Raw genomic sequence first — 18,048 nt, forward strand, 5'->3', positions numbered from 1 at the left:
TCAATGGCTATCTACAACACTATTCTCGACACCATCGGCAGCACCCCGGTGGTCAAGCTCAACCGGCTCGCCCCGGCCGGCGTGGACCTCTATGTGAAGGTCGAATCGTTCAATCCGGGCGGCTCGGTCAAGGACCGGCTGGCGCTGGCGATCATTCTCGATGCCGAGAAAAAAGGCCTGCTCAAGCCCGGTGACACCATCGTCGAAGCCACCTCCGGCAACACCGGCGTGGCGCTGGCCATGGTCGCCGCCGCACGCGGCTACAAGTTCGTGGCGACGATGGTGGAAACCTTCTCCATCGAACGCCGCAAGCTGATGCGCGCCTACGGTGCCAAGGTGATCCTGACTCCCGCGGCCGAACGCGGCAGCGGCATGGTGCGCAAGGCCAGGGAACTGGCCGACCAGCACGGGTGGTTCCTGGCCAGCCAGTTCGCCAACCCGGCCAATCCGGCCTACCACCGCCAGACCACCGCGGCGGAGATCCTGCGTGATTTCGCCGGCCGGCGCCTGGACTATTTCGTCAGCGGCTGGGGCACCGGCGGTACCCTCACCGGCGTGGGCGAGGTGCTGAAGGTCGCGCGCCCGGACACCCGCATCATCGCCACCGAACCGGCCGGCGCCGCACTGCTGGCCGGCAAGGAGTTCACTCCGCACAAGATCCAGGGCTGGACGCCGGATTTCGTCCCGGACGTGCTCAACCGCGCGGTCTACGACCAGCTGCTGGCGGTGCAGGACGACCGTGCGATCGAGACCGCACGCCGGCTGGCCGCCGAGGAGGGCATCTTCGTCGGCATCTCCGCCGGCGGCACCGTCGCCAGCGCGCTGGATATCGCCGCCGACGCCGACGCCGGCTCGGTGATCCTGGCGATGCTGCCGGACACCGGTGAGCGCTACTTCTCCACCCCGCTGTTCGCCGATATCAACGAGGGCTCGGACGACGACTGGCTGGCCGGCCTGCCGTAATTTGCATTTCAGCAGTGATCACCCATGAAGGCCGCTACCCGCGGCCTTCATGCATTCCGGCAACTGCAATCGCAGGCTGTGAGACACGCCAGCGCCAGGCTTCGCCGGCAGCGGGTGCACGCAGGCGCCCGTCACGTTTCTCTCATACAGGGCGGTGGAAGATCGGGACCATGAGCATCGAAATCTGGCACGGCGACATCACCGAACTGGACGTTGACGCCATCGTCAACGCCGCCAACGAAACCCTGCTGGGCGGTGGTGGCGTGGACGGGGCGATACATCGTGCCGCCGGTCCCGGCCTGCTGGCCGAGTGCTGCCAGCTGCCGGAGCTGCGCCCCGGCGTCCGCTGCCCCACCGGCGAGGTCCGCGCCACCGGCGGCCATGCGCTGCCGGCACGGCATGTGTTCCACACCGTGGGCCCGGTATGGCGCGACGGCCGCCATGATGAGGCCGCGCTGCTGGCCAACTGCTACTGGCAGTCGCTGCGCCTGGCCGAACGGATGGAGCTGCAATCGATCGCGTTTCCGGCCATCAGCTGTGGCGTGTACGGCTACCCGCTGCACCAGGCCGCCGATATCGCGGTGACCGAAACGCTGACCTGGCGGAAGAGCCATACCCGCCCGCTGCGCATCATCCTGGTGGCCTACAACGCGGCGGCATTCAAGATCTACCAGCAGGCCCTGAACCGCAGCGGCCAGATCGACAGCAGCGGGGGCAGCTCGGCATTGATGCAGGGGCTGGCGGCCGCGACCTGAGCCGGGAGCCGGGAAGGAAAAACGAAAACGCCGGCACAGGGCCGGCGTTTCGCTGTTTCAGGACACGGAAGAGGCGATCAGCCTTCCCACTTGCCCAGTGCGGCCAGGCCGTTTTCCTTGGCACGCTCGTACACGGTCTTCTGTGCAGCGGCGTAGTTGCCCTTCATGTCCTTGGCCCACAACTTCAGCGCGGCCTGCTGCATGGCGCGGCCGTAGGAGAAGCTCAGCGGCCACGGCAGGGTGCCCAGCTGGTTCATGGCATTGAGGTGGGCGGTGGACTGCTCGTCGCTCTGGCCGCCGGACAGGAACACGATGCCCGGCAGGATCGCCGGTACCACCGACTTCAGGCACATCACGGTCGATTCGGCCACTTCCTCGACATCGGCCTGCTCGTCGCAGCCCTTGCCGGAGATGACCATCGAGGCCTTCAGGATGGTGCCTTCCAGCACCACGTTCTGCTGGTACAGCGCATCGAACAGCGCGCGCAGGGTGGCCTCGGTGACTTCGTAGCAGGTCTCGATGTCATGGTCGCCGTCCATGATCACTTCCGGCTCGACCATCGGCACCAGGCCGGCTTCCTGGCACAGTGCGGCGTAACGGGCCAGCGCGTGGGCGTTGACCTCGATGCAGGTGCCCGAGGGGATGCTCTCGCCGATGTTGATCACCGCACGCCACTTGGCAAAACGCGCACCGAGCTTGTAGTACTCCTGCAGCCGCGCGCGCAGGCCGTCCAGGCCCTCGGTGACCATCTCGCCCGGGCAGCCGGCCAGCGGATGCGCGCCGGTATCAACCTTGATGCCCGGGATCATGCCGTGGTCGGCCATGTACTTGGCGAACGGCACGCCGTCCTTGGTCGACTGGCGGATGGTCTCGTCGTACAGGATCGCGCCGGAGATGTGCTCGTTGAGCTTCGGCGTGGTCAGCAGCAGCTCGCGGTAGGCACGGCGGTTCTCTTCCGTGTTCTCGATGCCGACACTGGCGAAACGCTTGGCAATGGTGCCAGTGGATTCGTCAATGGCGATGATGCCCTTGCCCGGGGCAACCATGGCCTGGGCGGTTTCAGCCAGCAGTTCGATGCTCATCTCTTTACCTGTGACGGAGTGCGGGAAAACCGCGATTATAGCCCGCCCGCTCTGCGGGCTGGTCGCCCGCAGGGTCTGGCGCGGGTTTCGTCCCGTCCCGACAGGACAAAACCTGTCCGCTCCGATCAGCTTCCTGACCGGAGCGGTGACGCATGACGTCAGAGGTCGCCCAGGCCGCTGGCGCGGCCGTCGGCACCGACTTCGAGCAGGCGCAGGGTGTTGGTCGCGCCCAGGGTTTCCATGTGCTCGCCGCTGGTGAAGACCACGCGGTCACCGGCCTGCAGCTGCCCGGCCTCGACCAGCAGGCGGATCGCACCGCGGGCGGCTTCGCGCGGGGTCAGGCCGCGGCTGTCGAAGTTGATCGGGAACACATCGCGCATCAGCGCCATCTGCCGGCGCGCGCCATCATGGCGGGTCACCGCGAAGATCGGCGACTTGGCACGGAAACGCGACAGGAACCGCGCGGTACCACCGGATTCGGTCATCGCCACGATCGCGCGCACGCCCACGTGCTGGGACAGGAACATCGTGGCCATGGCGATGGCCTGGTCGGCCCGTTGCAGGTTGCGCGGCGAGGCGTTGAAGTCGGTTTCGGTCTGGAACTGGCGTTCGGCCCCCAGGCAGATGCGGGCCATCGCTTCGACCGCCTTGACCGGATAGGCACCGGCCGCGGTTTCGGCCGACAGCATCACCGCGTCGGTGCCGTCGATCACCGAGTTGGCCACGTCCAGCACCTCGGCGCGGGTCGGGATCGGGCTTTCGACCATCGACTGCAGCATCTGCGTGGCGGTGATGACCACCTTGTTCTGCGCCAGCGAGGCCTTGATGATCTTCTTCTGCAGGCCCGGCAGTTCGGCATCGCCGATCTCCACACCGAGGTCGCCACGGGCCACCATCACCACGTCGCTGGCCTCGACGATCTCCTCCAGGTTCTCGATCGCCTCGGTGCGCTCGATCTTGGACACCAGCGCGGCGTAGCAGCCATGTGACTGGGCGATTTCACGCGCATCGTTCATGTCCTGCGCGTTGCGGCAGAACGACACGGCGATGAAGTCCACGCCGATCTTGGCAACGATGCCGATCAGCTCCTTGTCGCGCTCGGTCAGCGCGCCCAGCGACAGGCCGCCGCCCTGCTTGTTCAGGCCCTTGCGGTCGGACAGCACGCCGTCGTTGAGCACGGTGCTGATGATCCGCTCGCCCTGCACCTCGACCACCTGCAGCTGCATCAGGCCGTCGTCCAGCAGCAGCACATCTCCCGGACCCACGTCCTGCGGCAGCCCCAGATAGCTGACGCCCACCTGGCTGGCCGTGCCCGGCCCGGCATTTTCGCTGGCAATCAGGTCGAAGCGGTCACCCGCCTTCAACTGCACCTTGCCCTCGGCAAAGCGCTCGATGCGGATCTTCGGGCCCGGCAGGTCGGCCAGGATGCCCACTTCCATACCGACGCGGGCCGCGGCGGCGCGTACTTCGGCGGCACGCTTGGCCTGACCGGAAGGATCACCGTGGGAGAAGTTCAGACGCACCACGTTCACGCCGGCGCGGAACAGATCGTCCAGCACGCCCGGCGCGTCGGTTGCAGGCCCGAGGGTGGCGAGGATCTTGGTACGGCGCTGGCGTTCGATCATTGTGCGGGGTCTCCCTGAAAGACCATCGAAATTAGCATATTCGCGCTATGACAACGATGTCGCGGCGAGTGTCGCGTGACAAATACCGCGATGTCCCGCAGACAGCAAAGACAGCCTGGCAAGACATCGGCGTGCGTACGCCATCGCGCGTCCTCGATCACGCCCGTATGCGACACTGCCCTGACCCTTGCCGGTCAGGTGTAAACGACAGAAGTCCCGTCAGGCCATCAGCCCCTTCCCGCGAGACATCCATCTGACACCGGCCGGACAACAAAGACATCGCACCGCACCCCTATTTTTCGGCGAATCGTCCCACCGTGCGCAAGCGACCAAGCAAAACGCCGGCTCGCGCCGGCGTTTTGCGTTCCATCAGGCCTGCAGCAGCAGCGGAATATCCTCCGGAGCTGCGGCCAGTGCGTGGACGCCGGCGACCTCCAGTTCCTGCCGCCCGCCAAAGCCCCACAGCACCCCGATGTTGCGCATGCCATGGTGGCGGGCGCCCTCGATATCCATGCGGCGGTCGCCGATCATCCAGCAATCGGCCGGCTGCAGTGACAGCCGCCCCAGCGCCTCGGCCACCAGCTCCGGCTTGTGGCTGCGCGTTCCACACGGGGTAGCACCGATCACGTCCTCGAAGCAGTCACCGAACGGCAGATGCGCGACGATCCGCTGCGCGTGCGGCTCGTTCTTGGCGGTGACCACGGCCAGGCGGTGGCCGGCGGCTTTCAACGACCGCACCACCTCGCCGATGCCCGGATAGATCTCGTGCTCCTTCCAGCCGTCGCTGTCGAAGCGCTCGCGGTACAGCTCCACCGCCTGCTCGACCTGCTGCGGATCACCGAACACCGGCGCGAAGCTGGTACGCAGCGCCGGACCGATCCAGCGCCGCAGCTCGTTCTCCGCCGGCACCGGCTGGCCCATCTTCTCCAGCGCATAGGCCACGCAACGGGTGATGCCCACCGACGATTCGATCAGGGTGCCATCCAGATCGAAAAACAGCACATCGCGGATCACGATCCGCGGGCCTCCAGCGCGGCCACGGCCGGCAGGGTCTTGCCCTCCAGGAACTCCAGGAACGCACCGCCACCGGTGGAGATGTAGCTCACTTCCTTGGCGATGCCGTACTTGTCCACCGCCGCCAGGGTGTCACCGCCACCGGCGATCGAGAACGCCTTGGAACTGGCGATGGCGCGTGCCAGCGCCTCGGTGCCCTTGCCGAACGCGTCGAACTCGAACACGCCTACGGGTCCGTTCCAGACCACGGTGCCGGCCTTGGCGATCAGCTCGGCGTATTGCGTGGCGGTGGCCGGGCCGATATCCAGGATCATGTCATCGCTGCCCACCGCATCGACCGGCTTGATGGTGGCCGGGGCGTCGGCGGCGAAGGCCGGGGCCACCACCACGTCGGTCGGCAGCGGAATCTCGGCGCCGCGCGCCTTGGCGTCGGCGTCGATCTTGCGTGCGGTATCAAGCAGGTCGTTCTCGACCAGCGATTTGCCCACGCCATGGCCTTCGGCCGCGATGAAGGTGTTGGCGATACCGCCACCGACGATCAGCTGGTCGACCTTGCCGACCAGGCTGGACAGCAGTTCCAGCTTGGTCGAGACCTTGGAGCCTGCCACGATCGCCAGCAGCGGGCGCGCCGGGTTGGCCAGGGCCTTGTCCAGCGCGTCCAGCTCGGCCATCAGCAGCGGGCCACCGGCAGCAACCGGGGCGAAACGGATCACGCCGTGGGTCGAGGCCTGGGCGCGGTGCGCGGTACCGAAGGCGTCCATCACGAACACATCGCACAGCGCGGCGTATTTCTTCGACAGGGCTTCATCGTCGGCCTTCTCGCCGACGTTCATGCGGCAGTTCTCCAGCAGCACGATCTGGCCCGGGGCCACGTCCACGCCGTCCACCCAGTCCTTGACCAGCGGCACGTCCACGCCCAGCAGTTCGGACAGGCGCCTGGCCACCGGCGCCAGCGAATCGGCGGCGCTCCACACGCCTTCCTTGGGGCGGCCCAGGTGCGAGGTCACCAGCACCGCGGCGCCGTTCTCCAGCGCCAGCTTCAGGGTCGGCAGCGAGGCGGTGATGCGCTGTTCGGAGGTGATCTTGCCGTCCCCGTCGATCGGTACGTTCAGATCCTGGCGGATCAATACACGCTTGCCGGAAAGGTCGAGGTCGGTCATACGAACGATGGACATGGCAGGATCTGCTCCGCAGGTGGGGTAGTCCGGCATTTTCGCCCGCCCTGCCAACCGGGGCAAACTGGAGGTCATTGCGATGCAGACACGTCTGTTCCAACCGGAGCTGCACAGCGCGCGGCTGCGGCTGCGCGAAGTCCGCCCCGACGATGCCCCTGCGCTGTTCGCCATCCATTCCGACCCGGTGGTGATGCGTTACTGGAGCTACCCGGCCTGGACGGAGCTGGCACAAGCTCAGGCCAAGATCGCCGAGATCCAGCGCCAGCGCCAGCGCCGCGAGCAGCAGATCCTCATCTGGGCGATTGCCGATGCCGGCAGCGACCGGCTGATCGGCAGCAGCGCGGTGTTCGCGATTAACCCGGATCAGGGCCGGGCCGAGATCGGCTACAGCCTGCACCGCGACTGGCAGGGCCGCGGACTGGCCAGCGAAGCGCTGCGCCTGATCCTTCGCCATCTGTTTGACGGGCTGCAGCTGCGCCGCGTGGAGGCCGATGCCGATCCGCGCAATACCGCCTCGTGCCGGTTGCTGGAGAGATTGGGCTTCGTCTGTGAGGGGCTGCTGCGCGAACGCTGGCGGGTGAACGGCGAGCTTTGCGATACCGCCTTCTACGGTCTGTTGCAGCGGGACTTCAACGCCCGCTGAAGCCGCACAGCCCCCGCCGGCCCAGGGCCGGCCCCCTCAATCCTGTTTCTTTTGCTCGCCACCGCCACGCACCAGGCTCAACGCGAACCCCGCGACCGCCAGCGCCCCCAGCACCAGGACCGCCCACAGCAGCAGATTCTTCCAGTCGTGCGGCGGCTTGGCCGGCTGGTATGCGGCATCGCCGGCCCGCACGGCGCGCTCGCCCACCATCGCCGTGGCCGGTTGCCACTGCCTGCCATTACGCGCGCGCAGGGCATCGAGCATCGGATCGAGGGCGGCTTGCGTAGCGGCCACATTCGCACTGCCGGCCACCAGCAGATAGGGGGCACGTCCCTGCGCCAGGAACACCACGCTGCCGGGCCGATATCCCAGACGCAGCAGCGGCGCCCCGGCCGGGAGGGAGCCCGGTTCGGCCTGCAACCGCCACTGGCGATCGGTGAGGGTGCCGGAGGTTTCCAACGGCGCCGAGTGCTGCTGGGTGCCCCCCTCACTCAGGCTCCAGGTATTCCAGCCTGCGGTCAGCCGCTGCCAGTCCGGCGTGCGGCCATCGACACCGGGCCGATCCGGATCGCGACTGGACACACTCCAGCTCACGGCACTGTTGGCCGGCATCCGCACATCCAGCCGCTGCACCGGCAAGCGGCCCTGCAACCGGTACAGGTAACCGTCCTTGGCGTTGCCGCCGGCCTCGGCCGTGAGTTCCAGCCACTGCCAGTCGCCGCTGTCCACCGCATCGACCAGTTCACCGCGCAGACCGCGCAAGGCCGGGGCACCGCTGCGCTGCAGCGGCACCAGCCGCAGGTAGCGCAGATCCGTGACGACCTTGAGGGTATTGCTGCGCAGTGCGCGGCCCTGGTTGTTCAGCTGCACCAGACGCACCTGCGGGTCGAGCACCTGCCAGCCACGCAGGTCGTCGCTGGCTTCCAGCCGATAGCCCAGATCCAGTGTCGCCCAGGGATCGGCCCAGTCCACATGCAGCGCGCGCAGCTTGCCGGCGTCCTCGCCCAGATCCACCAGCCAGACCGGATCGGCCGCCCCGACATTGCCGCCGGCCGCGACTGAATTGCGGATCGACAGCAGCTTGCCGCCGCTGTCGCGTTGCACCACCACACTGAGATCGTCATCGGCGGTGGTCGCCGCCACCGGCAACGCGAACCACGGCAGCTCGACCATGCGCGGCAGCCCGGACACCGGCGTGGCTGCCGCGTAGACCGCACTGGCCACCGGCTTGCCGTCGGCATCGAGCACCCGCACATCGCGCAGATCGCGCCAATAGGCGGCGGCATACACCGAAGCTTCCAGCGGCACGCGATACGCACCGGCATCGGGCTGGGACAACCGCAACGGCCACTGAGCGGCGAAATCATCGGCGGCCTGCACGCTCATCGGCAGCAGGGCCAGCCACAGCAAACGCTTGATCATGCGGACGGGTCCTCATCGTTGTTCGGGATTGCCGCTGCGCGACGCGGCGGTGCCGGCGCCAGCCAGCCCACCAGCGTGCACAGCAGGCCGTAGGCGATGAACGCGCCGATACCGAGCAGGTCGCCCAGGTTGTCGCGGTCGATCAGCAGCAGCTTGATCAGCACCACCGCCATCAGGATGGCACCGGCCAACCACAGTCCCCACTGCCCGCGGCGCGAACCGGAGACCCAGCCGACCACCCCCAGCAGGCTCCACACCACGGTCAGACTGGTCTGCGCCAGTTGGCCGCCCAGCAGACGCTCATTCCACGGTTCACCGCACCAGTGGTGCACCGCGCGCAGCGTCATCACCGTGACCAGCACCAGCCCGGCCAGCGCCATGCCGACCAGCTGCGCCGGCACACTGCGTTGCTTGTGCCCTTGCCACAGACGCATCGCCGCCAGCACCAGCACCGCGATCTGCGCCAGCTCCAGCGGATTGAATCCCACGATCCACGACAACGGCGCGGCATCGCCAGCACTGGCCAGGGCGGTCAACCACCACAGGCCGAGTACACCGAATACCGCCGCCTGCAACGCAGGTCGCCAGCGATCAAATGCCGCGCCCAGCGGTTGCGCCAGCCACGACCACCGCCGCAGCGACAGCACCGCCAACAGCAGCCAGGGCAATGCCAGCAGCAGACCGACCCAGCCTTGGGCCAGCGCGAAGCGATCTCCGAGGTGCCAGGCCAGCAGCGACAACACGGTCGGCCACAGCAGCCACCACGCCAGCTGGGCCAGACCTGCCACCGCGCCGCTACTGGCCCGCAGGCACAGCAGGCTGCGCACGCCCAGCACGGCGAACAGCGCCCACGCCCACAGACCGTGCCCGGCGAACGGCTGGCCGTATTCGGACAGCTGGGCAAACGCCACCGGGAATGCCAGCACCAGGCCGCCCAGCGTGGTCAGTGACAACGCCAGAGCCGGCGCACGCCGCTGCACCTCGGCCGCCAGCCAGCCGGTCACCCCCAGCATCAGCAGCACCGCATGCAAGCGGCTGCCGGGCTCGACGAAGTCGCCGATCTCCAGCGCGAGGTTGCCCAGCCACCAGGCCAGCCCCCATCCGTAGGCCACGGCGGCGAGCTGCCGCCTGCCCACATCCCGATACAACCAGGCGGTGGCGAAGCCGGCCAACGCGACCAGCAGCGCCCCCATGAAACCGGCATTGGCAATGGCCAGCGTATCGACGTGATGGCCCCGGCTGGTCCCCAGCATCAGGGCGGCTGCGGCGGCGAGCTGCAGACCGATGCCGCTCCAGCGCGCCAGTCGCCGATCCTGCATCAGCCCGAGCCAGACCAGCCCGGCGCCTTCCAGCGCGAATACCGAAGCGGTGGCGCCGGCCGACAACGCCAACGGCACCGCCAGCGTGGCAAAGCCCACCGCGAGGATGGCGTAGCCACGGGCCAGCATCTGCAGCCGGTCGCGGTTGAGCAGCGCGCGGGCCAGCAGCGCATACAGCAGCGCCACGCCCAGCGCGCACAACGCCAGCGGCATGCGCTCGCCCTGCAGCAACCCGGCCTGCAGCGAGAAGGCGACCAGCGGTGTGCCGAACAACAGGCAACCATCGATCCGCGCGTTGCCGGATTTCGCCGCCTTGCGCGCGTACAGCAGCGGCAGCAGCAGATAGAAGCCGAAGAACAGCAGCAGGAACGGCTCGGTGCTGGCGAACTTGGCCGGCTCGTAGTCCAGCACGCCCCAGACCGTGCCGATGCCCCAGGTGAAGGCGAATCCCAGCAGATTGAGAATGCGCCACGGCCGCACCCAGGCGATGGCGAAGATGCCGGCATTGAGCAGCGCGTAGTACGAGAACAACGCCACGTGGTTGCCGCTGCCACTGGACAGCCAGATTGGCGCCATGAAGCCGGCCAGCACACCGAGGAGGGCCAGCGTGCGCGACTCCTGCAGCACCGCCATCACCGACAGGCCCGCGATCAGCACCACGCTCAGCCCAAAGGCCGGGACCACGCCGATCATTCCGTAGTTCTTGCAGGCGGCGAACACCACCAGCAGCAGGATGCCGATCATGCCGCCCTGCGTCGCCAGGGCGAAGCTGGGATGGCTTTGGCGCTTGCGCCACGCAAATACCAGGCCGGCCAGTGCCGCGGCGCTGACGCCGGCCAGCTTCACGCTGGCCGGCAGGCTGAACCAGCCCTGGTCCGTGGCGTATTTGAGCAGGGCCGCGACACCGGCCAGCATCACCAGCATGCCGACCTTGATCGGCACGTTGCCGGTGGTGAACCACCGCTTGAGATGTTCGATGCCGCGCTCGATGAAACTCGGCGCGGGCGGTTGCGTCCCTTCCGGCCGCGGGCGCGGCGCCGGCGCAACCGTGGCCGGCGATGGCGGCACGTGCTCGGCAACCGGCCGCTCCGGCAACGGCGGCGGCGCGGGGGTCACCGGCATCACGATGGAAGGCGGCGACGCAGCCAGCGGTCCAGGCGGCTGCGGCTCAGCCTGGACCGGCGCGCTCCCGGCGGACCGGTGATCGGCTTCCGGCGCTCGCCACACAGGCCGCGCGGCGGCGGCCGCATCCTGCGGCGACGGCGCAAGGGCAGCTTCCAGCACCGCCACCCGGCGCTTGAGCGAGGCCACCGAGACCAGCGCCATCACCAGCAGCACCGGTACCAGCAGTGCCACGGCCAGCAACAACAACCCCACGACCACCAGCGTGTCATCCATTTCCTGTCCCTGTCCCCCGACGGAGGGCCGCCACACCTTATCCGGGTGCGGCGCAAACGGAAACTGCCGGCGCGCGTGGCGAGCGCGTGTGCCGCCAGATCCATACAAGACCGGTCCCGGGCAGTCCCCACCCTCGCCGGCCGGGCCGGCGCAACCTCCGGCAGCTTTACCGCCCGGGCTCCGCGCGGCCTGCTCCGGTTGCGCAGCCAAAACAAAGGGCGCCCGAAGGCGCCCTTTGCTCAGCCCAACACGGTACGGATCAGGCCGCGATCACGCGCACCATTTCCAGGCACTTGTTGGAGTAGCCCCATTCGTTGTCGTACCAGGCCACCAGCTTGACGAAGGTGGTATCCAGCGCGATGCCGGCATCGGCATCGAACACCGAGGTGTGGGTCTCGCCGCGGAAATCGGTGGCCACCACCTTGTCCTCGGTGTAACCCAGGATGCCCTTCAGCGCGCCTTCGCTCTGTGCCTTCACTTCGGCGCAGATCTCGGCGTAGGTGGCTTCCTTCTCCAGCTCGACGGTCAGGTCGACCACCGACACGTCCGAGGTGGGCACGCGGAAGCTCATGCCGGTCAGCTTCTTGTTGAGTTCCGGGATCACCACGCCCACGGCCTTGGCCGCACCGGTGGAGGACGGGATGATGTTCTCCAAGATGCCGCGGCCGCCGCGCCAGTCCTTGTTGGACGGACCATCGACGGTCTTCTGGGTGGCGGTGGCGGCGTGCACGGTGGTCATCAGGCCGCGCTTGATGCCCCACTTGTCATTGATGACCTTGGCCAGCGGGGCCAGGCAGTTGGTGGTGCACGAGGCGTTGGAGATGATGCTCTGCCCGGCGTAGGTCTGGTGGTTGACGCCGAACACGAACATCGGCGTGTCGTCCTTGGACGGGGCCGACAGCAGCACCTTCTTGGCGCCGGCATCGAGGTGCTTCTGCGCGCTGGCCTTGTCCAGGAACAGGCCGGTGGATTCGATCACCACGTCCACGTCCACTTCGTTCCACTTCAGGTTGGCCGGATCGCGTTCCTGGGTCAGGCGGATCTTCTTGCCGTTGACCAGCAGGTGGCCACCCTCGATGGCGACATCTGCGTTGAAGCGGCCGTGCACCGAATCGTACTTGAGCATGTAGGCCAGATAGTCCGGCTCCAGCAGATCGTTGATGGCCACGATCTCGATGTCGTCGCCGAAGTTCAGCACTGCCGAACGCAGCACATTGCGCCCGATGCGCCCGAAACCGTTGATGCCGACCTTGATTGCCATGTTCACAAGCTCCTGCAGCCGCAAACCCGTTGCGGCGGGGGTGGAAAGGGGCCGTCATTCTAACAGTAGCCGGTCCCGGTTCCGGTGCGGCAGCAGTGCCCCGCAAATGAGCGCCAGCTGAGTGCAAACGCGTGTTTGATCAGGATCAAAGCGCTCCCCGGCCGGCATCCGGACACTGGCGCCACCTCCAACAAGCAATGGAATTACACATGCGCAAGACCTCCGCCCTGCTGCTCTCCAGCCTCGCCGCGGCTATGGCCCTGGCCGCCGCGCCCGCCATGGCCCAGTCCAAGGGCGATTGGACGCTGGGCGTCGGCGTGCACGCGGTTGATCCCACGTCCGACGCCGGTGACCTCAACGGTGCCGCGCTGGGCCTGGGCGCGCTGCCGACCAAGGTGGACAGCGATATCAAGCCGACCGTCACGTTCGAATACTTTGTTGCCGACAACGTGGGCATCGAGGTGCTGGCCGCCCTGCCGTTCAAGCATGAAGTCAGCATCGATGGCGTCGGCAAGGTCGGTGAGACCAAGCATCTGCCGCCGGTGGTCTCGCTGCAGTACCACTTCGCCAACAGCAGCAAGGTCACCCCGTTTGTCGGCCTGGGCGTGAACTACACCAAGTTCTTCGACACCGACAGCAAGGGCGCACTGGATGGCACCAAGCTGAAACTGGAGGATTCCTGGGGCCTGGCCGCCCATGCCGGCCTGGACTACGCCATCAGCGACAAGGGTGCACTGCGCGTGGACCTGCGCTGGGCCGACATCGACACCAAGGTCAAGGTCAATGGCGCCAAGCTGGGCACCGCCAAGATCGATCCGCTGGTCTACGGCGTGGCCTACGTCTTCAAGTTCTGATCCTGCCCCTCCCGGATCACCGCAACGCCCCGGCCCTGGCCGGGGCGTTGTTGTTCCAGCGTCGCCAGATGTGGCAACAGCACCACCTCGCGCAGACGTTAGAATCGGGCCATGAAGAATCTCCCGACCCTGCTGGCCACCGCCAGCCTCGCCCTTCTTGCCAACACCATGGTGGTTTCCGATGCATATGCCTGGGGTGCACAGGGCCACCGGCTGGTCGGCCGGGTCGCCGAAACCGGCCTGAGCCCGACCGCCCGGGCCGAAGTGGACCGCCTGCTTGCCGGCGAACCGGTTCCCTCGCTGGCCGCCATCGCCCCGTGGGCCGACGAACTGCGCGCCAACGATCCCGATCTGGGCAAGCGCTCGGCCAACTGGCACTACGTCAACATGGCCGAAGACGGCTGCGCCTACCAGGCCGCCCGGCATTGCCCCGATGGCAACTGCGTGGTGGAGGCGCTGAAGCAACAGAGCGCCCTGCTGGCCAACCACAAGCTGCCCGATGCAGCACGCCTGCAGGCGCTGAAGTTCGTCGTGCATCTGGTCGGCGACATCCATCAGCCCATGCACGCCGGCTACGGCCACGACCGCGGTGGCAACAGCTACCAGCTGCAGTTCAATGATCGCGGCACCAACCTGCATTCGGTGTGGGACAGCGGCATGTTCTACGCCCTGCAGTTGAATGATGACCAGTTCCTGCAACGCCTGCAGGCACTGCCGGCGCCGACCGGCGTCAGCGCACCGCAGCTGCAGCGTGATGCCGGCCAGTGGGCCGAGCAGACCTGCCATATCGCCACCCGTCCGGGACTGTATCCACCCGGCCGCAAGATCGGCGAGGCCTATGCCGCGACCTGGCGACCGGTTGCCGAGGCACAGGTCCGTCTGGCTGGTGAACGTCTGGCCGCGTTGTTGAACGCATTGCTCGACGGGCAATGATGCCGCCTTTGGAACGTCATCTGAACGATCATATTGAAGAAGCCGCGAGCTCCCGCCCGCGGCTTCTTCATTTACGGCGTCCATCAATTCAAATCGCTGCTTCTCCGTACACGCACCCGGCCCTGCTCCACCTCGAAGGTGAAGCCATACAGCAGCGTCACCGGTACCGGCTCCACCTCGGCAGCACCGGCGCAGTTGCCCGGCGCCAACGCAGCCGTACCTGGCGCAAAGCGGCAGATCGCCGCAGGATGGAACACCCACTTCGCCGTGGCATCCAGTGTTGCCCGCAACAGAGGCGCATGCTCGGGCACCGCGCCGGCGCTGCAGCGGGTGTGCTCAAGCAGCGACTCCGCACGCTCGACGCTCCCGTCAGCCATCACAATCACCCGCACGCACAGCGTGGTAGGTGGCAAGGTCTGACGTTCATAGCCCGGCGGCAAGCTGGGTGATGGCGCCTGCAGGGGCTCCGGCATACGGAACGTTTCAGTGGCGCCCAGCACGTACGGCTCAATCGCTCCGGCGCCGCCGCTCCTCTGCTCGGGTGCCAGCAGCTGCCGCCCGATGTTGTAGCTGCCGGCCAGTTCCCCGTCTGCCACCGGTCGCGTGGCGCAGCCTGCCAGCAGCAACAGCAATGCCCCCGTCATGAGCCGCACGATCAGCTCCCCGAGCTTTCTTCGGTATGCGTGGCGCTCTCATCCAGGTCAAACCAGACCGGTACGCGCACCGCGCCAGCAACGGCCTGGCCATCTTTCTGCGCCGGGTTGAATTTCCACTGCCGTGCGGCTTCCACCGCGGCCGTATCGAATACCCCCTGCGGCTGTGAGGTTTCGACCTTTACATCTGTGGGCTGCCCTTCCGCATCCACCTCGATCCGCAGCACCACCTTGCCGCTGACGCCGTTCTCGAATGCAGCCTTGGGGTACACCGGTGGCGTCATGCGATCGGTCGTCGGATCGTTCTCTCCGGCTTCCGGCTCGACCGAAATCTTTCCTGACGACGCGGCTCTCGAGCTGCCACCAACCTCGTCGGTTTGAAGCTTCAGTGCCAGCAACGAGCTGCCACCACGGGTCGTGACTTCGACAGCAGCCATCTTGCCTGCCGCCACCAGCAGTTCCGGCGAAGACACCAACACCCCATCGGCCTTCAGCGTGCCCTGCAAGCGCAGCTTTCCAGCCTCCGCAGGCACCACAGTGAACTCGGCATCCCATTTCACCCCGTTGGCCGACTCCAGCGTGAAAGCGAACGGCTTGCCTACTGGCTGATGCAGTTCGAACTGCTGCTGCGTTCCATCGGCATCGGCCTGTACCCGCGTTGCGTAGACGGCGCCGGCCTCAGTCATCGCCGCCGTTCCGGGCTGTGCCGCCCATGCGGTGTAGCCCACGCCACCGCAAAGTCCTGCAGACAACGCCACCATCGCCAACCACTGCTTCTTCCCCGGTACCGGACGCTTCAACATGGCAATACGCTCCTTCAATGGATGCTGGTTCTGCCAGTGGCACCCCACCGGCAACGGAGACAGCGCCAGCCCGGTCTTGAGCATGGCGTTGCCATAACTGCGACGTGCACCTGCGGTATGGGCGATGACGCGTTCATCGCAGGAAAGCTCCTGATCCTCCCGACACCGGCGCACGGCTGGCCCGAGCAACGGGTTGAACCAGTACACGCATTGCAGCAGTGCCAAGGCGGCATTCACCCAGAGGTCGCCACGGCGCAGATGCAGCTGCTCATGCAGCATCACCAGCTCGCGCTCCTCGGCGTTGTAACGCTGCTCAAAGTCGGCCGGCACCACAATCCGGGGCCTCAGCACACCGACTATCGCCGGCAACCCGGCGACAGTTTGCGCCTGCCAGTGACCATCGTCGCGCTGTGTCAGCGCCCCCAGCCCACGCATGAAGTGACGCTGCTGCCACAGCAACCACACCGCCATCAGCAGCGCACCAGCCAGCCACAGCGCCAACCAGCCCGGCACTCCTTCGGATAGTGCCGCTGCGGCATCGGGAATGGTCTGGCCCACTTGCACGGCCATGTCGGTCGCGGCCATTGGCACCGTCGTCAATCGCGGCGCAGGCAGCCATACCGCGAACAACGCTGCCGGCACAATCAACCACATCAGATAGGCGGCACTGGCACCGAGCCAATTGCGAACTGCCCCTCGCAACAGCAGTACCACTACCATCGCCGCGCTGGTGGCGACGGCTCCTTCCAGCAATCCCGCCAGAAAATCAGCGCTGGTCATCGTCGAGGTCCTCCAGCAGTTTGCGCAGCTCGGCAACGTCGTCGCGGCTCAATCGCCGATGCTGGCTGAAATGCGCTACCAGCGGCGCAACACGTCCCTCGAACAGGCGTTCGATCAGGCTGCTGCTTTCCTCCAGCACCCAGGTGTCGCGTTGCACCAGCGGCGAATACAGATAACGACGGCCATCCTTCTGCGCGGCGATGGCGCCCTTGTTGAGCAGACGATTGAGCAGGGTCTTGACCGTCGCCTCGGCCCATTCGTTGCCGCCGGGCAGTCGCGCAATCACCTCGTCTGCGGACAGCGGATGCAGCCCCCACAGCACCTCCATCACCACCGCCTCGGCCGCACTGATCTGGATCATCATTTACGCCTGTAATTTTTTTCGATTACACGTGTAAACAAAACCCCTGTCAAGCGCAACGCCACCGGCACTAAGCTAGGTCCACCCCGGATCGGAGGTGAAGTCGATGGTCAGCCAGAATCCGGCGTCGCGGGCGCCCAGGCGGGTGGCGATCTCGTCGCGCAGCCGGTCCACCTCGCTGATCGAGCCGAAGCTCCACTGCGGGCGGGTGAGGATGTGGATCTCGACGAACTGCATGCGTCCCATCTTGGCCACATGGCTGCTGAAGCCGGAGAAGCCATGCTCGGCGACAAAGGCCTCCATCACCTGCCTGACCCGCCCATCCAGTTCCGGCGGCGCCACCTGCAACACCTCGCGCATCGCCTTCCAGGTCGTGTGCAACGGCAGCGGCAACACCGCCAGGCAGATGCCGGCCAGCACCAGCGAATCCAGGTACGGCACCAGCCACTGCCGGTCACCGCCACTGAGCAGCGTGGCGAGCAGGAATGCGCCCAGCACCGCCAGGCTCATCATGCCGCTCAGGAACCAGGCCCGTGCATCCAGGCTCAGCAAGGCCGACTGCAGCTGCCGGGCCTTGACGCTGACGTAGAGGGACATCACCAGATTCACCACGCTCAGCAGCGCCGACCAGAACAGGGCGATGCCCAGCTTGACCTCATGCCCGCCGGTGGTCAGGCCGATCACCGCGTTGGCCAGCGCGTAGATGCAGGCCAGCGACAGGATCGCCCCGCCCATCGCCTCGACCATCGGCTCCAGGTGCCAGTAGCCGTACTGGAAACGGGAGCTGCCCTCGCGCGCGACCAGCCGCAGCACCGACAGCGCCACCAGGGTCAGTGCCACGTCCACCAGGCTGTAGACGCCATCGAACAGCACCGCCTGCGAGCCGGCGAGCAGGCCACCGAAGAAGCCGGAGGCACTGACCCCGACCGTCACGCCAATGGACAATTTCAGAATGCGCTGCTCTTGGCTTGTGTCCATGGGCGTCCATGACGGCGGGGCTGGCCGGG

At 66.9% G+C, this 18,048-nt stretch carries 16 protein-coding genes; 5 read left to right on the forward strand and 11 right to left on the reverse strand.

From position 1 onward, the window contains the following. The first annotated feature begins 3 nt into the window (after nucleotides 1-3). Both cysK and ACVOMH_RS01855 read left to right on the forward strand, forming a co-directional pair. A complete protein-coding gene (cysK, locus tag ACVOMH_RS01850; RefSeq protein WP_481524430.1) occupies nucleotides 4-963 on the forward strand; it encodes a cysteine synthase A in 960 nt (319 codons plus the stop codon). Between the two features lie 170 nt (nucleotides 964-1,133). After that, nucleotides 1,134-1,718: an O-acetyl-ADP-ribose deacetylase gene (locus ACVOMH_RS01855; protein ID WP_057505626.1), complete on the forward strand. Its 585-nt coding sequence runs from the start codon at nucleotides 1,134-1,136 to the stop codon at nucleotides 1,716-1,718. Between the two features lie 77 nt (nucleotides 1,719-1,795). Here the strand turns inward: ACVOMH_RS01855 and ACVOMH_RS01860 are convergent, their stop codons facing one another. The 4 genes from ACVOMH_RS01860 to ACVOMH_RS01875 form a co-directional block, all read right to left on the reverse strand. Further along, entirely contained in the window at nucleotides 1,796-2,800 is a 1,005-nt protein-coding gene (locus tag ACVOMH_RS01860; protein WP_057505625.1) for a class I fructose-bisphosphate aldolase, read from the reverse strand. 158 nt (nucleotides 2,801-2,958) lie between these two features. Then, complete coding sequence (gene pyk / locus ACVOMH_RS01865) at nucleotides 2,959-4,425, reverse strand: pyruvate kinase (protein ID WP_054658804.1); 1,467 nt, start codon at nucleotides 4,423-4,425, stop codon at nucleotides 2,959-2,961. A gap of 369 nt (nucleotides 4,426-4,794) precedes the next feature. After that, on the reverse strand, nucleotides 4,795-5,439 hold the full coding sequence (locus ACVOMH_RS01870; RefSeq protein WP_481550857.1) for an HAD-IA family hydrolase: 645 nt from the start codon (nucleotides 5,437-5,439) through the stop codon (nucleotides 4,795-4,797). Further along, nucleotides 5,436-6,614 (reverse strand): phosphoglycerate kinase, encoded by a 1,179-nt coding sequence (locus tag ACVOMH_RS01875; protein WP_481550858.1) that lies wholly within the window; start codon nucleotides 6,612-6,614, stop codon nucleotides 5,436-5,438. The genes ACVOMH_RS01870 and ACVOMH_RS01875 overlap by 4 nt, the downstream gene beginning before the upstream one ends. A 79-nt stretch (nucleotides 6,615-6,693) precedes the next feature. On the opposite strand from ACVOMH_RS01875, the gene ACVOMH_RS01880 reads away from it, so the two are divergent. Then, nucleotides 6,694-7,257 (forward strand): GNAT family N-acetyltransferase, encoded by a 564-nt coding sequence (locus ACVOMH_RS01880; RefSeq protein WP_481550859.1) that lies wholly within the window; start codon nucleotides 6,694-6,696, stop codon nucleotides 7,255-7,257. 36 nt (nucleotides 7,258-7,293) lie between these two features. On the opposite strand, the gene ACVOMH_RS01885 is transcribed toward ACVOMH_RS01880, so the two are convergent. The 3 genes from ACVOMH_RS01885 to gap all read right to left on the reverse strand — a co-directional run bounded on the left by ACVOMH_RS01885 (nucleotide 7,294) and on the right by gap (nucleotide 12,657). Continuing rightward, nucleotides 7,294-8,679: a DUF3999 domain-containing protein gene (locus tag ACVOMH_RS01885; protein WP_481550860.1), complete on the reverse strand. Its 1,386-nt coding sequence runs from the start codon at nucleotides 8,677-8,679 to the stop codon at nucleotides 7,294-7,296. Then, complete coding sequence (locus ACVOMH_RS01890) at nucleotides 8,676-11,396, reverse strand: DUF2339 domain-containing protein (protein WP_481550861.1); 2,721 nt, start codon at nucleotides 11,394-11,396, stop codon at nucleotides 8,676-8,678. Before ACVOMH_RS01890 ends, ACVOMH_RS01885 begins: the two co-directional genes overlap by 4 nt. 259 nt (nucleotides 11,397-11,655) lie before the next feature. Beyond that, complete coding sequence (gene gap / locus ACVOMH_RS01895) at nucleotides 11,656-12,657, reverse strand: type I glyceraldehyde-3-phosphate dehydrogenase (protein ID WP_057505643.1); 1,002 nt, start codon at nucleotides 12,655-12,657, stop codon at nucleotides 11,656-11,658. A gap of 209 nt (nucleotides 12,658-12,866) precedes the next feature. Between gap and ACVOMH_RS01900 the strand changes: the two genes are divergently transcribed. Next, nucleotides 12,867-13,511 (forward strand): OmpW/AlkL family protein, encoded by a 645-nt coding sequence (locus ACVOMH_RS01900; protein WP_054657438.1) that lies wholly within the window; start codon nucleotides 12,867-12,869, stop codon nucleotides 13,509-13,511. Between the two features lie 111 nt (nucleotides 13,512-13,622). Beyond that, nucleotides 13,623-14,444 carry a S1/P1 nuclease gene (locus tag ACVOMH_RS01905; protein WP_481550862.1) on the forward strand — a complete coding sequence of 274 codons (822 nt, stop codon included), beginning with the start codon at nucleotides 13,623-13,625 and terminating at the stop codon, nucleotides 14,442-14,444. Nucleotides 14,445-14,527: 83 nt separating this feature from the next. Here the strand turns inward: ACVOMH_RS01905 and ACVOMH_RS01910 are convergent, their stop codons facing one another. The 4 genes from ACVOMH_RS01910 to ACVOMH_RS01925 all read right to left on the reverse strand — a co-directional run bounded on the left by ACVOMH_RS01910 (nucleotide 14,528) and on the right by ACVOMH_RS01925 (nucleotide 18,019). Further along, nucleotides 14,528-15,088 carry a hypothetical protein gene (locus ACVOMH_RS01910; protein ID WP_481524438.1) on the reverse strand — a complete coding sequence of 187 codons (561 nt, stop codon included), beginning with the start codon at nucleotides 15,086-15,088 and terminating at the stop codon, nucleotides 14,528-14,530. Nucleotides 15,089-15,099: 11 nt separating this feature from the next. After that, on the reverse strand, nucleotides 15,100-16,680 hold the full coding sequence (locus ACVOMH_RS01915) for a TonB family protein (RefSeq protein ID WP_481550863.1): 1,581 nt from the start codon (nucleotides 16,678-16,680) through the stop codon (nucleotides 15,100-15,102). Beyond that, entirely contained in the window at nucleotides 16,667-17,041 is a 375-nt protein-coding gene (locus ACVOMH_RS01920) for a BlaI/MecI/CopY family transcriptional regulator (protein ID WP_481550864.1), read from the reverse strand. The genes ACVOMH_RS01915 and ACVOMH_RS01920 overlap by 14 nt, the downstream gene beginning before the upstream one ends. Before the next feature lie 75 nt (nucleotides 17,042-17,116). Continuing rightward, complete coding sequence (locus tag ACVOMH_RS01925) at nucleotides 17,117-18,019, reverse strand: cation diffusion facilitator family transporter (protein ID WP_481550865.1); 903 nt, start codon at nucleotides 18,017-18,019, stop codon at nucleotides 17,117-17,119. Nucleotides 18,020-18,048: the final 29 nt, after the last annotated feature.

The sequence above is a fragment of the Stenotrophomonas sp. STEN013 genome, from assembly GCF_056760355.1.

What these genes read in the sequence shown, in the direction of transcription:
- ACVOMH_RS01905 (WP_481550862.1), top strand. Translation starts at nt 13,623, where the DNA reads ATGAAGAATCTCCCGACCCTGCTGGCCACCGCCAGCCTCGCCCTTCTT.
- ACVOMH_RS01885 (WP_481550860.1), bottom strand. Translation starts at nt 8,679, where the DNA reads ATGATCAAGCGTTTGCTGTGGCTGGCCCTGCTGCCGATGAGCGTGCAG.
- cysK (WP_481524430.1), top strand. Translation starts at nt 4, where the DNA reads ATGGCTATCTACAACACTATTCTCGACACCATCGGCAGCACCCCGGTG.
- ACVOMH_RS01925 (WP_481550865.1), bottom strand. Translation starts at nt 18,019, where the DNA reads ATGGACACAAGCCAAGAGCAGCGCATTCTGAAATTGTCCATTGGCGTG.
- pyk (WP_054658804.1), bottom strand. Translation starts at nt 4,425, where the DNA reads ATGATCGAACGCCAGCGCCGTACCAAGATCCTCGCCACCCTCGGGCCT.
- ACVOMH_RS01920 (WP_481550864.1), bottom strand. Translation starts at nt 17,041, where the DNA reads ATGATCCAGATCAGTGCGGCCGAGGCGGTGGTGATGGAGGTGCTGTGG.
- ACVOMH_RS01860 (WP_057505625.1), bottom strand. Translation starts at nt 2,800, where the DNA reads ATGAGCATCGAACTGCTGGCTGAAACCGCCCAGGCCATGGTTGCCCCG.
- gap (WP_057505643.1), bottom strand. Translation starts at nt 12,657, where the DNA reads ATGGCAATCAAGGTCGGCATCAACGGTTTCGGGCGCATCGGGCGCAAT.
- ACVOMH_RS01910 (WP_481524438.1), bottom strand. Translation starts at nt 15,088, where the DNA reads ATGACGGGGGCATTGCTGTTGCTGCTGGCAGGCTGCGCCACGCGACCG.
- ACVOMH_RS01900 (WP_054657438.1), top strand. Translation starts at nt 12,867, where the DNA reads ATGCGCAAGACCTCCGCCCTGCTGCTCTCCAGCCTCGCCGCGGCTATG.
- ACVOMH_RS01890 (WP_481550861.1), bottom strand. Translation starts at nt 11,396, where the DNA reads ATGGATGACACGCTGGTGGTCGTGGGGTTGTTGTTGCTGGCCGTGGCA.
- ACVOMH_RS01880 (WP_481550859.1), top strand. Translation starts at nt 6,694, where the DNA reads ATGCAGACACGTCTGTTCCAACCGGAGCTGCACAGCGCGCGGCTGCGG.
- ACVOMH_RS01855 (WP_057505626.1), top strand. Translation starts at nt 1,134, where the DNA reads ATGAGCATCGAAATCTGGCACGGCGACATCACCGAACTGGACGTTGAC.
- ACVOMH_RS01915 (WP_481550863.1), bottom strand. Translation starts at nt 16,680, where the DNA reads ATGACCAGCGCTGATTTTCTGGCGGGATTGCTGGAAGGAGCCGTCGCC.
- ACVOMH_RS01875 (WP_481550858.1), bottom strand. Translation starts at nt 6,614, where the DNA reads ATGTCCATCGTTCGTATGACCGACCTCGACCTTTCCGGCAAGCGTGTA.